Raw genomic sequence first — 14456 nt, 5'->3', positions numbered from 1 at the left:
GAGATTCTTGCTTGGGCGAAGTCACTTGCTTGCGACAGGATTTCTCCAGCCTAAGTAAAGGTGTCTTCTCCCCAAGCGTGAATTCCGGTATGCCCTACCGTACTCGATCGGTTGTCTTTATGTAGTTAGGTTTTTGTTCAAATCCAAGTTTTCCTAGACTGCAACAACGTTAAGCGTGACTGCCCACTCAATAAGAGGGCGAGTTTTTACGTTGTCTAGTTATACTCAATTTTCAACCTACGACAACGATCGTATCACGCCTAGTACAAGACTCGCGAACACTCTTGACCCAAGTCCAGAAGTGCCGCTCAAGTCAAGCCGACTAAAGTCTCGATCGTTTTCCGCCTCCAGTCTTTTCTATAAAAATGCTAAAAAATCAGCGTTGCACAATTAGGATGATGCTTGTGGGGTGTCCCGCCTGCTTTGAAATACACGCCTTCGGGATACGAGAGCCCATCCCACAAAACAATCACAATCATCCCGCAATTATGCAACGCCAAAAAAGCAGCAACCGGAACACGCTGCTTAATGTTCCAGTTGCTGCTGCAAGGATTGCCAAATTGACTTGGCGCGCTTTCAAATTTCGTATTTGATACAGGATAGAGGGAAAATCTCGCCATTACTTGGAGGCTCAACCAGTGAAATCCTCCCGCGCCCAAAGTTAGATGGAGGCGCGGGAGGGAAGGCGTAGAGCTAAATTGCTCGTTTATTCGTCGTAGATGCGACACTCAGCAGCGTCAGGGTTGTCGTCGCAATACTTTTCAAAGGAATTCTTAGGTTTGACTTGCTTTTGGTGGGAAGCTTCTGCTTGCAGTTCTTCAACTGCGTCCCACGCCGCCGCGCATTCCCCGGAAGTGGCGCCCTTGGTGTCACAGACGACACGAGCGCTTTCTAGTTCTTCTGAAATTTTTTCTTGGATGTTGCCCGCGGGTGTTGTTGTCATAGTCACCTTATTAAGTAAGAAAGGTTTTCTTTTTGGATGTTAGTTTGTTTTTGATTGGCAGTTTCGGTCTGGCTACCCAGCTACTATTAGCTGGAGATGCGCTGCTGTTGCAGCAGCCGAGATAGAAACCATCCAAAACTGCGGTTGCAGCAGGCGTCTTTACTTCCTGCTTTACTCTATCCCGTTAGCGGGTTCTAGTCCACAGACATCAATGTAGGTCGATCTGACCTTACTTTTGATGAAAACATTACATGAAGTTGGCGTGTCAAACTGTATTGAGCTTTATCTTTTAAGATTTAGCTGAAGACGACATTTAACACTCAACAGATTTATTCGAGCCTCATGTTAACTTATGTTAACACAAGAACCGCCTTCTGGGGGAATCGATCGCCCAAGAATACCGTCCCGCCAGCGGCCAGTTCCGGTTAGCCTAATGTATAGAGATAGTTTTATAGAGAAGTTCGTCTTATGTACAGCCAAAACCAAATGCAGTGGGTCAGCGCTTTATCAACCCGTCCCTCTTTGGAATCCGCCCTCAAAGAAGTTATAGAACAAGCCAATCAAACCTTAGAAGGCCCCGCCGATTTAGCCCTGATATTTATCTCGTCTGCCTTTGCCAGCGAGTATTCACGGCTGATGCCTTTACTCCGAGAACTGCTGCCGGTGCCCGCGATCCTGGGCTGCGGCGGGGGAGGAGTCATCGGCACGAACCGGGGCGGCCTCACCGAAGAAGTCGAGGGATCTCCCGCAGTCAGCCTGAGTCTGGCCCGCTTGCCGGGAGTGAACGTCAGAACTTTTCACGTCGGTGCAGAAGAACTACCGGACTTAGACAGTCCCCCGGATACTTGGGTGGATCTCTTGGGCGTGCCGGCCCGGGAAGAACCGCAGTTCATCATCTTGGCTGACCCATTTTCCGCAAAAATTAACGATTTGCTGCAAGGGTTAGATTATGCCTATCCGGGTGCGGCAAAGGTAGGGGGGCTCGCGGGCGGGGACGGTGCGGGCAGGGGCGCAGCGCTGTTTTGCGACTATCAGCTTTACCGAGAAGGGACGGTTGGGGTAGCTTTGAGCGGCAATATAGTTTTGGAAACAATAGTGGCTCAAGGCTGCCGGCCGATCGGGCAGCCTTATCGGGTGACGGAAGGAGAGCGCAATATTCTGCTGAAACTCGAAGAACAAACCGACGATATCGGCAGTGGGGGCATCGAGCGATCGCCCTTAGAGGCCCTGCGAGAGTTAGTTCAAACTTTGAGCGAAGCAGACCGAGAATTAGCCCAGCACTCGTTATTTGTAGGCTTAGTCAGCGATGAATTCAAGCTGAAACTAGAGCCGGGAGATTTTTTAATCCGCAATCTGTTGGGAGTAGATCCGAAAGTGGGAGCAATTGCGATCGGCGATCGAGTCCGTCCCGGACAGCGCATCCAATTTCACCTGCGGGACGCCCGCACCTCTGCAGAAGACCTAGAAATGCTGCTCGATCGCTATCAGCGGGCCGCCGAGTACAGCGGTACATCCAGTGCCGGGGCCTTGATGTTCTCTTGTCTGGGGCGCGGTGAAGGACTTTACGGCCAGTCGAACTTTGACTCCCGACTGTTTGGCCGATACCTCAAAAACATCCCTCTGAGCGGCTTTTTCTGCAACGGCGAAATCGGTCCCGTCGGCGGCAGCACCTTTCTGCACGGCTACACCTCCGTATTCGGGATTTGCCGCCAAAATTCATAGTCAGCAGTCAGCAGTCAGTAGTCAGTAGTCAGTAGTCAGTAGTCAGTAGTCAGTTATTATTTGTTTGTTGTTTGTTCTAATAACCAATAACCAATAACCAGTAACAAATCACAAATAACAAATCACAAATAACCAAACACTAAAAGCGGCAGTTTCCTGCCGCTTTTAGCTCTAACTATGTCTGGAAACCTTAGAAACTAAAGGTAGTCCGCAGGACTCCTACCCAGATATCGTCATTGTTGTTGTTGTGTTCCGGATTCAGAATCACGTAAACGCCCGGTGTCACCGAAATAAAGTCATTAACTTGGAAGCGATAGAAACCCTCTAAGTGATAAGAGGTTTTGCGGTCTCTGCCGAGATCGCTCTCAGTAACTTTTGGCGGTACGCCGGCGATCAAACCGAGGAGGTTCCCAGGCTTACCAAAATCTGGCAGCGCCAAGAAAACAGCACCATTCTGGATGGTAGCCTCATTGTCGCCGCCCCGCAGTTGTTCAGCCTTGGTGTAACCGTACCAACCGCCAAGCTGAAAGCGCTGGCTCGGTTTGAAGTTAACCTGTACCCCAAAGTTATCTGATGCAGTGGCTGATTGACCGAAGGGACGATTAGCCAAAGAACTGCCGGTGCCGCCCATGATGCCAACATCGCCTCCCCGATTGTATTTCCGGGTGTATGCTGCCCCAATGTCAAATGCTTTGCCCAGATTTAAGTTGAGCTGGCCCAAAGCGCTGAAAGAACCGTCGAAAACGCCCCTGCCGTCGGCTGGGTTGGGAGCGTCGCCGTCGGAAGCAAGATAAGCTACGGTGGCTCTCACGGGGCCTAAGTTGTATTTGATCGCAGCACCAGCTCCTTCGGGACCGCGGAACACTGCTGGGTTATAACGTCCAAACCTGGAGAGAGCACCGTTGCCACTACTTTCCAAGGGAGCCGTCAGCTCGGCAACGTCATCGAGCCTCAGTCCTCTCGGGCCGAACCAGACTGTAGCATTCCCGGCTGGAAAGCGATACCACAATTGATCGAGGGAGAATTGGTTGCCGTCATCGCCGTCGATGGCGAGACGAGCCATGTTCGTACCAGCGGTATTGGCTGTACCGTAGTTGGCGATGTTTCTAGCTTGCAAGCGGGTTCTGAGCAAGTCTCGACCGGTGAAGCTGGTGTTGAAGTTCAACCGCACCCGGTAGCCGAGGTTGGTGGCAGTTTTGTCGTCGTTAAGGCCGACACCATCTCCGAAGGTATCGCTGGCGGCAAAAATGACTTCTCCTGCCAGTTTGGTTGTGGTGGAGAACTGGTTGGCTTCGAGTTCTGCGGTGCGAGCTTCTAAGCCGTCTACCCGTCCGCGCAGGGTAGCGAGTTCGGCTGCAAATTCTTCTTGCAGGCGTTGCAGGATGGCTAAGTCGTCTTTGGTGACCAAGTTACCTGTTGACCCAATTAGCTGGGTTATTTTGTCTAAGCAAGCGTTGACGCCGGCTGCAAATTCGTAGCGAGTCAGGGCGCGGTTGCCGCGGTAGGTGCCGTCGGGATAGCCTGCGATACAACCGTAGCGTTCGACTAGGGATTGCAGGGCTTGGAATGCCCAATCTGTCGGCCGCACGTCGGAGAGCTGAGAGACAGATGTCACTTGGGACATTGTTCCCGACTGTTGAGTCGGCTGTGCTTGGGGAGCTGCTGGGACGATCGGGCCGCCCATTCCTCCGGGTACTGTCTGAGCAATTTCTACCTTAGTAGCTGGGGTAGTAGCTGGGGTAGTAGCTGGGGTGCTGGCTACTGCTGGCACTTCAATTTTCCCAGCGGTGTCTGTCTGGCTGCTTTGCACGGCCAAGTCTGATGCTTGGGGCGACGGTGCGGCTGTGCTTGCTGCTGCCAGGGGTTCAGTCGCTGCTGCTGTGCTGGCGGGAGCGCTTGGGGCTGCTGACTCGATGTCGCTCCCTGTTGTTTGCAGTGCTGCCGCGCTGGTGTCTGGTTCGATTGCAGCCAGTTTTTCAGCGTCTGCGGAGTTGGCGACCGGGGTTTGGGCTGCCTCTGCGCTGCTGTTTAAAGCCAGCTTTTCTGGGGTCGCAGGGGCTGCGGCAACTGGTTCTGCAACTGTTTCTGCAACTGGTTCTGCAACTATTTCTGCAATTTTTGACTCAGATGACTGAGTTCTAGCTAGCTGGTTGGCTTCAGCGGTTGCTGGAGCTTCTGCTGCGATCGCAGCGGTACTGACGACTGATGATAGACCCAGAATTGCCGGGGATACTAGCAGTAAATTCCACAAAGTTCTGTTCATTTTCCTCACACCTTCACACTCTATTCAACTCGACGAGCAGCAATTCCCAACTGCTAATTTTTGTGGTTGCTTGCCTGTTGACAATAACTGCCAAAATACAACCTATCCATAACTGTTGATTCACAGTAGGCGTGTCTAGTTCCTGCAAGAACGTAGGGGGCTGGCCCCTTGTACGGCCCAGGCATCAATTCAGGTCAAGCCCACTTTACATTACAGTTGATTATACCATCACCTGCTAATTTCATCTCTCGATCGCCAGACAAGCTTGAGTTGCTCTGCGGACGATCGACAACTGGTTTTCCGGGTTCGATCGCAATCTTCCTCAAACTCACAACTGCCCGTAATCCTTGGTTACGCCAGACTTAACAGACAGTTATAGGTAAGATTGTAGCTGCTTGTCGCATCCCTTATACAGCTTTCTATCCTATTATGTCAAGTTTTTTTTTAACCTAACTTTAACCCTCGCTGCCCGCAAGGGGCTATTTTCCCGCCGGTAGTGGGCAACGGACGGCTAAATACTGGTAGATTTACCCCGTCCCAGCCAAATTTCTGGCTTGAGTAATTTGGGTTTTTTGATGCCCCCAGCAGCCGGGACTTGCCAGCGCGATGCCATTTTTTAGACGGTTCGTAGCCGGGTTTTATTTGCCGCTATCTTAACACCATTGTTTTGTGGTCTGGCAGCGACCACCGACTGAATGTCTGCTACCTAAAATTAGAGTTTTGCTGCCTCGCTGCGAAGGCATTTCACAGCCAGTTATTTTTTTGGCACAGCTTCCCGATCTGAAAGCACCTTTTCTATGTGATTTATGCTACTGCCAAAGTATCCCTTAATTGTCCTGCATTCCCTTACGCATCAACTGGTTTAGAGGCAGAAAAATACTTGCGCCTATGCCCTCGATCGAAGTTAAAAAACCCAGTTTATGAGAGTAAGGACTGCATCCAGGACAGTCGTAATTTGCTAACAAATAGCAGAAGTTTAATTTTATTGGCAATCGTAGGGTATGCAGTTTATTTTCTGTGTTATGAGACGAGCTTTCCAGGTTTGGCTGTTTGTGTTGGCGGTGATGGCTGTGACAGCACTGGCAGTCGTGCTGCCGGATGTTATATTGGGAGGAATCCGATCGACTAAAACTCGCTACCTATTTCCGACTTATTGGGGGATGCAAATCGCTGTTGCTTACCTTTTAGCGACTAAAATTAGCGCGCTGTGCCAAGCTGGAAACGGCAAATGTGGAAAGTTCTGACAGTTGTACTGTTAACGGGCGGGGTGCTGTCGAATGCAGTTAGTTCTCAAGCCGAGACTTGGTGGACTAAGCAATGGGGCATTTGAAAATCCCGAAATTGCTCGCAGGATCGATCGTGCCGCAAAGCCGCTGGTTGTCAGTGATATCTCGGAAGTCAGTCTGGGAAATATACTGTCAACGAGTCATTTGTTAGAACCGAAAGTGCGGCTGCAATTGGTGTTGCTTTACCCGGAAGCGCGCAGTCAGGCGAAACCAACTATACCCAATATTCCTAGCGGTTTTAGCGATGTTTTTGTCGGCGGGCGATCGCAAAAGTTTAGTGCTAAGCTGGCGACAATGCAAAACTTGAAAATCGAGCTGCTGTCAGAACAAAAAACCGCAACGCTGTGGCTAAGCAAGTTAGTAAAATAGTGAGGGTTTATGGAAGATTTTGGTATTATTATTGCCTGCTGCGACCAGGATTATCTGTTTGCTAAGGGTTGCTGTGCTAGCATCCGATATTTCCTGGGAGATGTGCCGATTTGTCTGTTGATTGACGGTACGTTTTCTGTGAGTGCTTTGGAAAAGTCCTACGGGGTGCGAGTTATCGATCGCAGAACCGTTTCTGAAGAAGTTCTCAGAAAAAAAAGTTTTGGTTGGGGCAAAACTAAAATGATTGCTTTCTGGGAAAGTCCTTGGTCAAATTTTATGGTTTTGGATGCCGATACGATCGTCTGGGGCGATGTTCTCAAATTTGCTAATTTTCAAGAATTTGATTTTATTGTAGACCAACCTTGTCAGGAAAATTCTGATGCAGATATTTCAAAATTTTTCTTTGACATTCCGGGCGTTGAGAAGCATTTCCCCACTTTTAACTGGTCGAAAGATCGAGCCAATTATTTCTGCACCGGTACCTTTTTTGCAAAGCGCGGCGTTTTTAGCTTGGAAGAATACGTAGAAATTTTAGATTTTACGGCGGCAAATCCGGGGATATTTAAGTACGGAGAAATGGGGTTTTTGAACTTTATGATTTTCCGGGCGGCGCAAGAAAATCGGCTGCGGGTGCAGAGTGTGGATATGCAGTTGTTGGTGCCGGATTTTGACCAAGATTTGGTGAGAAAGCGGTTTCCGGTGGAAGAAAGCGGGCCTGCGGCCGATCGCACTCAGGCGACTGTGATTCACTGGTGCGGCCCGAAGCCAACTTTATCGAGTGGGAAAGTTTACTCGGAACCGATGAATTTTTGCCGCCGCAAGTGTCAGGAGGATGTTTGGAACCGCACGGGTTTGGAGGCCGAGATGTCGCTGCAAGTTGAGGATTGGCAGCGATCGATCTACGTGTATAAGAATAAGTTTAAGAAGAAGTTTCGCCAGTTGGCGGGGAAGTAAGTAGGATTTTTTAACCGCAGATGTCAGCGGATGAACGGGGATGCACGCGGATTTCGGCTTACCCTTCGAGGGGTAAACTTGGCCCGGCTGGAGGTAAAACTTGGCGGTGAACGCTTACTTTGTGGCTTTCCCGCTGAGTTTGCATTTCGACGGCGATCGCCTCAAATTCGACTTCCATGCAGCCGTAGGGAATCTCTAACTCGATACTTGCTCGGACGTTTCCCAACCCGTTAGCTTTAAATTCGGTAATCCAGCGCGGCCCGTCGAGAATCAGGTAGGTTTGTCGATCGTACACCCAAACTTTCACATAAATCCGGGGCATTAATTCCGGGAGTTGCACTTGCACTTTTACGGGCCCGCCGGCGAGGATTTCGGCGCGCGGCAATTCCAAAATCGGCATCGGTACTAACTCGTCTTCTGGCAAAACGTAGGGAATCGGGGGAGTTTCTTCTGCTGCGACAGTTGCGGTTTTTTGAGCAACTTGTTTCGGCTGCGGGGGTTCGTCAAAAACGACAAATTCTCTGGCTTCCGGGCTGGTGGATTGGGGGTCGGAAATTGTTTCGCCGGTTTCGGATTGCTGCTGGGTGGCGCTGCTTTCTTCCACAACGGCAATTGCTTCGCTGCTATTGGCGGTGGCTTTTGCAGTGGGCGACAGGGTGGTTGCTTTGAGCCAGTCGGGGGATTCGCCGTTGCTGGCTAAGGAACTCAGTCGCGACCAAAATCGACGTTCGACGTTTAAGGTTTGAAATGCCTGTTTTGTGGGTGCTGGCTGGGTTTCTGGGGCGGTTGTTTCTAATTCGGGGCTGTTTTCGGGTTTTTGGTCGATCGCCCGGATTTCCGCTGTTTGAGTGGGATTTGGGAGGTCTAAAGGCTGGGTTTGTGGGTCGATCGACTCTGCGGCTGTTTGAGGCGAATTGGATATTTCCGAGAGCAATTGCGATCGGTTGCTGTCGGGCAGTTTGTTACCGAATGCTGGCAATTCTAGGCCGCCTGCACTTGGAGTCTGACGGGAATTCAGTTGAGGGGGTAGGAGTTCATTTGTTGGAGATTCGGCGGGGGATGGAGAGTCTAAGGATTTTTCTACTAGCTTGAGAAAGGATAGATTTGTTTGGCTCCGAGGCTGTTTTGAGGCTGTTGGGGAGGGTTCGGCTTGATGCTTTTCTTCGATGAAATTGTCTTTAATTGCCTCTAGAAGATGCTCTAAACGGGCTGTAATTGTGAATAGTTTGGTGGCTAGGGTGACGCCGCCGCTGCTGAGAATTGCTTCTCCTAAAATTAGGCGGCTTTTGCACTCGGTTGGGATGTAGGTAACGCAAGCAAAGATGCAGGGGAGAGCTTGTTCTGGCATCGGCTGCTGGATTTCTGCGAGAATTTGTGAGGTTTGGGGGTCGCGCAGGTAAATTTGCAGTTGTGATGAACCGATGAGTTGTTTGAGTTCTAGCGCTTCCGATTCGGGGATGAGAGTTGCTGTTTTTCTGGTTTTTTGGGGGGTTTGGGGAATGTCAATTTTACCGGAAATGATTAAGGGGCGACCGAGTTGGGTGACGAAGGTTTCTCGATCGAGGATGAGTTCGAGTTTGACCTGCGGTTTAGGTTGGGGGGTTTGGGGAATGGGGAATTGGTAGATTTTGGTCTGCTGCGGTGCTGAATCGGCTGGTGGGAGTTGGGTTGGTGCGGGACGATCGACCGGTGCTGCGATTTGTGGGGCTGCGCGATCGACCGGTGCTGCGATTTTTGGTGCTGCGGCGGAAGTTGCGGGTTCGGTTTGGTCGATCGGTGCTAGGGGTTCGGAGGTTTCCGATTCTGCGGGCAATACTTCCAACTGAACGCCGTACTGCCAAGGTTTTAAGGGTGTTGATTTGGGATCTGGGAAGCAGGAAAGTTCCCACATTCCGGGTTTGAGCCTGGTGTAGGGAATGATCACGACTAATCCTTCGGGGTTGGTGCGGGCCGATCGGCTTTGGACTTTCCGCTGTGGGGCCGCTTCGTTGAAGGAAGTATGGGTGACGCGAATTTCGATGTCGGTGTTGGGGTGCTGAATGCGAGCAACCACGCGGTATTTACCTTCTAGAATTTCCACGTCGGCGGTTTCTAGGGGCAACCAGGCGCGATCGCCTTCTTTCTGTAGCAAAAATTCTAATTTTTTCATCTTTCTTTCCCCTTGAAGACCCCCGCTATGTTGCTGAAAGGTTTGCGGTAGGTGGTTTTTTTGCAGCTACAGGCATTGAATTACTATATGTTGTACAGTTTATCACCTCGATCGGTCAAGAGTTACGTTCAGAAAGATAGGCGATCGAGAAGTCGGCATTTGGCTCGATCGCTAAAATTGTCCTTCTACATCCCGCGATTGATGCAGGACTCTCACAATCTCGACTCTCTCTGGGAGAATTATGTAGAAAATAATCTAAGGTTTGACGGGAAAACTTCTCAATCCTGTGAGGAGTTCATTTCGCTGTCGCCCCATATTCGGAAAATTGGGCAAGCATGGGAAAGCGATCTAGCAATCGCACCATTTGGAGATCGGCGCCAAGTTCGTCCTGCTGTGCCAGATAAATCCATATATCTTCTAAATCTTTTTCCGCTTGCTGGGAAAGGCGATAACGATTCACAGGTACTTACTCCTGTTTTAGGCGTTGTTGTCCGCGTTCTTTGATAGTGAGGAGAAGATTCGGCAGAGAATTGTCATCGTACTCTGTATATTGTCCTGTCTGAAGCTGTCCGGCGCCGATCGCTATTTCCTGCTTAAGAGTTTCTCGATCGGCCTTTGTAGTGTCTGAAGTTTGATTTGGAGTTAGAAGTTTATGGATGAGGATGTGGCGCTCTTCCTCGGTGAGAGCGAGGATAATTTGGGTGAGGGTATCGATGAGTTGAGTGTTGATCGTGGCGGCTTCGGTCATATGCGATCGGAGAATGGTTGCATTAGAGGAGGGATAACGTTATTTTAACTTAGCCATTTTCAATCAGAATTCACCAAGGACTGCCGATAATGCTGAAAGCTGCCCAATAATACGGATGGGATAAATCTTTGCTGTCGAGTTTGGGGATGGACGGGGGCAAGGGAGTTTCGCCTCGGGAACTTCGCAGTTGACCGTTTTCGATCGTCACTTTGCCTGATAGCGCAGCAATTTGTGCTTGCCTGAGAGCTTCAGCTTTAATTATGGGAGTGTCTTTTGCGGTGCTGATTTTTAACTGCTGGTAAAACTCTGTCATCAGGGCGAGAGTCCCCGCATCGCTGACGTACCACAAGCTGGCGAGGGCTGATTTTGCTCCCGATTGCAGTGCTAAGCCGGCAAATCCGAGTTCTGCTTCTTTGTCTCCCAAGGCGGTTCTACAAGCGCTTAATACTAACAGTTCCAGAGGCGGATTGTTCCATTTTAAATCTCTCATTTGATCTAGTCTGAGTTGCGTGTCCCAAAATTGAATGTAGGAGTTATTTGGGGTTCCGGGGCGGAATTCAGCGTGGGTGGCGAGGTGGATGATTCCGTATTTTTGTTGCAGTCGCTGGGATTGCAAGTTAACTAGGGTGAAATCTTCGTTGAGAAAGGATTGACCGGGCCACTGTCGGGCGATCGCGATCAATTCTAACGGGACTGCCGGCAGCGGTTCTTTGTCCGCCATTGCTGAAAAATTTGATGCTCCCATTGCTAGGACTTGGGCGTTTCTGAGGTTGGTGTAATTGCTGTCTATAAATTTGAAGGCGGGGATGCGGGCGAGGCTGTATTTTTGAATCAGAAATTGCTGTCCGTCGTGCATTGCTGCTAGCGGTACGGTTCGCAAACCTTCGCCGACGCAGAACAGCAAGGTTTCAATTCTTGCTGTTTGCAAATCTGTTTCTAGAGGTGCAATTATCCATTTGTAGAGTTGTTGTGCTGGTTCTAGATAGCTGGTGGTGTTGATTTTTACGGGGTTGGTGATTTCGCTGCTGAATTCTTGGACTACTGAGAGCAGTTTCTCTTGTTTGGCTTCCGGGACGCTGCGGAGAATTGGCGGGCGATCGGGCAATATTAAGATTAATTCTAGTTGGTCAGTGCGCGGGATGGCGTAAATTAAAGCTGGTTTTTTCTTTGTTTGAACTGCTAGGCGGGAGAGAGTTTTTGATATTGCTTGGGCGGTTTTTGCACGGGCTGCAAAGTCTTGTTCAAAGTATTTTTGATAGTCTTCTTCCCAGTCTTGTTCGATTTTGGTTACGGCTTCGGTGAGGTTTCCCCGATCGAGCAAATTTCTCATTTCTTGCCCGTTAAGCCCGCCCTCGCCTGTGTTTTGGGCAATTGTAGCGAGGTTCGCGGTGCTCCAGCAGAAAAATATTGCTGTCAAACAGTAAAAAATAGCTTTTTTAATTTTTTTCTGAGTCGCGTGTTTTTGGCGTTGCTGCTGGGATTTGTAGTGCATGGTTTTGGGGCGGTTGAGGGCGCAGTTGGCGGCAGCAGTTGGCAAAAGTTGGGATGTGGCTGGCAATATTTGACTGTGCTGGCGATCGCGGCACGATTATAGCATTCAAGACAAACCGCAAATCTCTGCCCTAGGGCGTGGACACCAACACCCACAGAGTCCCCGCGCCAAGAAATTCGCGATTCATGTAAAGTTTTATAAATTATGCAGAAGTTGTGCATAAAAATCGCCTATTCCGGCTGAGAAAGGAATAGAGGGCTATGCAGGAGGATGTGGCCGCAGCAGCCGATCTCGATCGGAGAAATAGCTGAACTCCGGCGGGCTCCATCCCTGCTTAGACAAAATTTTTCTGAGTATCCTTGGAACAAGAGATGCCTATAGCAATCCTAAATGATTTGCTTGCATTATACGCGAGCTTTCTGGCTCGCACTGCAAGGATTCTGGTCTCGATCGAGAGAGGCGACTGATGCGAGGATTGCTATAGCAGAAACAGGTACTTGTAAACAACAAAAAAAAGCCGTCAATCCTGCCCATAAAAACCAATTTTTCCACCCGATCGTATTCATCTTACAAATAACCAATAACAATTAACAACTGACTAATGACCACAACTTAACAGCTTTGCCAAAACATTTCGCGTTATCTGCTGAGCTCCGGCATTTAAAACTGGCGGCCGCAACTGCGGCGCATTGTAATCGTCCAATCCCCAAGCCCACTGCATCGAACCGGTCGCGAATACTTTCGCCCCCGAATCTGCTGTATAAACCGTCATGTCAGCATACCGAGTGCCGCCGCCGTAAGGGTATGGAGAATGGGCGACGCGAACTATATTTTTCGGGGCATTGCCAAACATTCGATCGACTTCATAACCCAACAGTCCCGGCAATTTTTCGCCATTTTTTAACTCGGTTTTTTCTAGCAGCCAATCGGGGGCGCTTTCATCAATGACAATATCAGAATTAACTTGAAATGTCTCGTACATAACGCCGATTAAAGCATCTTCGGGACTACCGACAGTGCGGTCTCGCCAGCGAGTTGTTACTAAGGAATAAAGTGCTGGATATTTATGATTAGTTGTTCCTATTTGAGCGCGTTCTGGTTTGTCGATGCCGTAGTTTAATTGCCCGCCGACCGCTATTTCTACTGGTGAATTAACCGCGCCAACTTTTTGTTTCAATCCGCCCAGAGGGTCTAAGTCTGCCATTTCTTTATAAGCAACTACAGTTCGGTTTACTTCGTCGGTAATCCGGCTGGGCTCTAGGCGGATCTGCCAATAGCAAATATTGGAACCAAAAAATCCGAGACTGACGCCTTCATCTCTAGCTGCTTCTATATTTTCCCGCATATCTCGCGACCAATATTCGTCGTGACCTACGGACAAAAATGCTTTATGAGACAACAGCAATCGGGAGTTAAAATGCGTGTCGATGTTGGTGGCATAAGTAACATCGTAGCCTTCTTTTTCCAGCCACCTGACCATATTGTATTCCCAACCAGCGCTCGAAGTTCTCCTTTTTGGCTGAAAATTTGTTATAAATTCCCCCGCACCTATGCCGTAACTGGCTTTGCGGTTGGGACTCATGGCATAGGGCCGATTAAAGGAAACTTTGTAGGCTTGTTTTGCGTGACTGTTCCAGCGGTAAAGCGATTTGTAGCCCCAATTGTTGTAGGCTTGATAAGTGGTGACGCTGGATTGAAATAAAATGTCTGATTTGCGATCGTCATCCCGGACTGCAAAGATGATATAACTTTGCTTTCGGGTTCGGCTGGCGGTTAGTTTGGCTAAATAAATGCCGCTTGTCCAGTCATCGGCGCGATCGGGAATTCGCAAAATATACGGGTCTTTCCAATTGCATTCTATCAGTCCCGATGCTTCATCTTCTATCGGCGGAGGCTGTCTGGTTCCCTTGCGAATAATTGGGTCGTTCATCCGCCGCCCGCCGAGTCCGTCATACCATCCGGTGCGGAATATTTCTATGGTATAATTGGGTTCTTTCGTGTTGACAAATAATTTAATTTCGCCGCCGACATTGACGCTGGTCAAAGAGGCGTAACCTTCGATTTCTCGCTTGGTGGCAGGATTTTCTAACTCCCAGTCGGCGGTGCCGGCTTTTTGGTTTTCTCTGGCTGTGGGATTGGTGGCGAGCGCACTTTTTTGGGAATTTGAATAGTCTTGAGAATGTGCTGCGCTGTTATAGAAAAAAGGGGCTGCTAAGCCGATCGAAAAAGCTTTAAGAAACTCTCGGCGCCGCAATTTCCACAATAGTTTAAATGTCACGGTTAATAAGTATAGGGTTTTACAGTTGGATTTCGGTGTAGCGGGCGTAAGAATACTTTACATCAGCCCAAAAAATATCATACCTTAGATAGATTGTGTCGGAGATTACTCTATCAAGTGCGATCGCGAAGCCCTCGAAGAGGATCGCGATCGCGCTGGGGGGATGCGTCTTAGTATTTCTTCACATATCATGCTTTCGGTCTATGATATATGCCTTATGGCGTCCTTGTGTTCAAAGCCCGTTACCGCGTA

Annotated in this window: 13 protein-coding genes; 4 read left to right on the top strand and 9 right to left on the bottom strand. The window is 49.4% G+C overall.

What is annotated here, in order from left to right; genetic code table 11:
* Positions 1 to 368 precede the first annotated feature (368 nt).
* Together QUA56_RS10295 and QUA56_RS10290 are read right to left on the bottom strand one after the other, a co-directional pair.
* Complete coding sequence (locus QUA56_RS10295) at positions 369 to 635, bottom strand: hypothetical protein (protein ID WP_333356701.1); 267 nt, start codon at positions 633 to 635, stop codon at positions 369 to 371.
* A 71-nt stretch (positions 636 to 706) separates the two neighbouring features.
* Positions 707 to 943 carry a Calvin cycle protein CP12 gene (locus QUA56_RS10290; protein WP_333356698.1) on the bottom strand — a complete coding sequence of 79 codons (237 nt, stop codon included), beginning with the start codon at positions 941 to 943 and terminating at the stop codon, positions 707 to 709.
* Positions 944 to 1411: 468 nt separating this feature from the next.
* Here QUA56_RS10290 and QUA56_RS10285 point away from each other — a divergent pair, with 468 nt between their 5' ends.
* Entirely contained in the window at positions 1412 to 2665 is a 1254-nt protein-coding gene (locus QUA56_RS10285) for an FIST N-terminal domain-containing protein (protein ID WP_333356696.1), read from the top strand.
* A 190-nt stretch (positions 2666 to 2855) separates the two neighbouring features.
* Here the strand turns inward: QUA56_RS10285 and QUA56_RS10280 are convergent, their stop codons facing one another.
* Both QUA56_RS10280 and QUA56_RS10275 read right to left on the bottom strand, forming a co-directional pair.
* Positions 2856 to 4928: an iron uptake porin gene (locus QUA56_RS10280; protein WP_333356693.1), complete on the bottom strand. Its 2073-nt coding sequence runs from the start codon at positions 4926 to 4928 to the stop codon at positions 2856 to 2858.
* Positions 4929 to 5122: 194 nt separating this feature from the next.
* On the bottom strand, positions 5123 to 5260 hold the full coding sequence (locus tag QUA56_RS10275) for a hypothetical protein (RefSeq protein ID WP_333356691.1): 138 nt from the start codon (positions 5258 to 5260) through the stop codon (positions 5123 to 5125).
* A gap of 690 nt (positions 5261 to 5950) precedes the next feature.
* Between QUA56_RS10275 and QUA56_RS10270 the strand changes: the two genes are divergently transcribed.
* The 3 genes from QUA56_RS10270 to QUA56_RS10260 are packed head-to-tail and all read left to right on the top strand — an operon-like array spanning position 5951 to position 7537.
* The gene (locus QUA56_RS10270) at positions 5951 to 6172 is read left to right on the top strand and encodes a hypothetical protein (protein ID WP_333356688.1); all 222 of its coding nucleotides are present in this window, start codon (positions 5951 to 5953) and stop codon (positions 6170 to 6172) included.
* 33 nt (positions 6173 to 6205) lie between these two features.
* Entirely contained in the window at positions 6206 to 6583 is a 378-nt protein-coding gene (locus QUA56_RS10265; protein ID WP_333356685.1) for a hypothetical protein, read from the top strand.
* A gap of 9 nt (positions 6584 to 6592) precedes the next feature.
* Positions 6593 to 7537 (top strand): hypothetical protein, encoded by a 945-nt coding sequence (locus QUA56_RS10260; protein ID WP_333356682.1) that lies wholly within the window; start codon positions 6593 to 6595, stop codon positions 7535 to 7537.
* 58 nt (positions 7538 to 7595) lie between these two features.
* Here the strand turns inward: QUA56_RS10260 and QUA56_RS10255 are convergent, their stop codons facing one another.
* The 5 genes from QUA56_RS10255 to QUA56_RS10235 form a co-directional block, all read right to left on the bottom strand.
* The gene (locus QUA56_RS10255) at positions 7596 to 9686 is read right to left on the bottom strand and encodes a hypothetical protein (RefSeq protein ID WP_333356679.1); all 2091 of its coding nucleotides are present in this window, start codon (positions 9684 to 9686) and stop codon (positions 7596 to 7598) included.
* Positions 9687 to 9981: 295 nt separating this feature from the next.
* A complete protein-coding gene (locus QUA56_RS10250) occupies positions 9982 to 10146 on the bottom strand; it encodes a type II toxin-antitoxin system RelE/ParE family toxin (RefSeq protein WP_333356677.1) in 165 nt (54 codons plus the stop codon).
* Positions 10147 to 10152: 6 nt separating this feature from the next.
* The gene (locus QUA56_RS10245; protein ID WP_333356674.1) at positions 10153 to 10434 is read right to left on the bottom strand and encodes a hypothetical protein; all 282 of its coding nucleotides are present in this window, start codon (positions 10432 to 10434) and stop codon (positions 10153 to 10155) included.
* A 70-nt stretch (positions 10435 to 10504) separates the two neighbouring features.
* Entirely contained in the window at positions 10505 to 11992 is a 1488-nt protein-coding gene (locus QUA56_RS10240) for a CHAT domain-containing protein (RefSeq protein WP_333356671.1), read from the bottom strand.
* A gap of 532 nt (positions 11993 to 12524) precedes the next feature.
* Complete coding sequence (locus QUA56_RS10235) at positions 12525 to 14204, bottom strand: N,N-dimethylformamidase beta subunit family domain-containing protein (protein ID WP_333356668.1); 1680 nt, start codon at positions 14202 to 14204, stop codon at positions 12525 to 12527.
* Positions 14205 to 14456 lie beyond the last annotated feature (252 nt).

The organism is Microcoleus sp. N3A4 (genome assembly GCF_036701805.1).
Lineage (GTDB): Bacteria > Cyanobacteriota > Cyanobacteriia > Cyanobacteriales > Microcoleaceae > Microcoleus.
This window is presented reverse-complemented; position numbering and strand designations above follow the sequence as displayed.

Coding starts and splice junctions, on each gene's coding strand:
- QUA56_RS10270 (WP_333356688.1), top strand. CDS start 5,951: ATGAGACGAGCTTTCCAGGTTTGGCTGTTTGTGTTGGCGGTGATGGCT.
- QUA56_RS10285 (WP_333356696.1), top strand. CDS start 1,412: ATGTACAGCCAAAACCAAATGCAGTGGGTCAGCGCTTTATCAACCCGT.
- QUA56_RS10245 (WP_333356674.1), bottom strand. CDS start 10,434: ATGACCGAAGCCGCCACGATCAACACTCAACTCATCGATACCCTCACC.
- QUA56_RS10255 (WP_333356679.1), bottom strand. CDS start 9,686: ATGAAAAAATTAGAATTTTTGCTACAGAAAGAAGGCGATCGCGCCTGG.
- QUA56_RS10290 (WP_333356698.1), bottom strand. CDS start 943: ATGACAACAACACCCGCGGGCAACATCCAAGAAAAAATTTCAGAAGAA.
- QUA56_RS10265 (WP_333356685.1), top strand. CDS start 6,206: ATGCAGTTAGTTCTCAAGCCGAGACTTGGTGGACTAAGCAATGGGGCA.
- QUA56_RS10260 (WP_333356682.1), top strand. CDS start 6,593: ATGGAAGATTTTGGTATTATTATTGCCTGCTGCGACCAGGATTATCTG.
- QUA56_RS10280 (WP_333356693.1), bottom strand. CDS start 4,928: ATGAACAGAACTTTGTGGAATTTACTGCTAGTATCCCCGGCAATTCTG.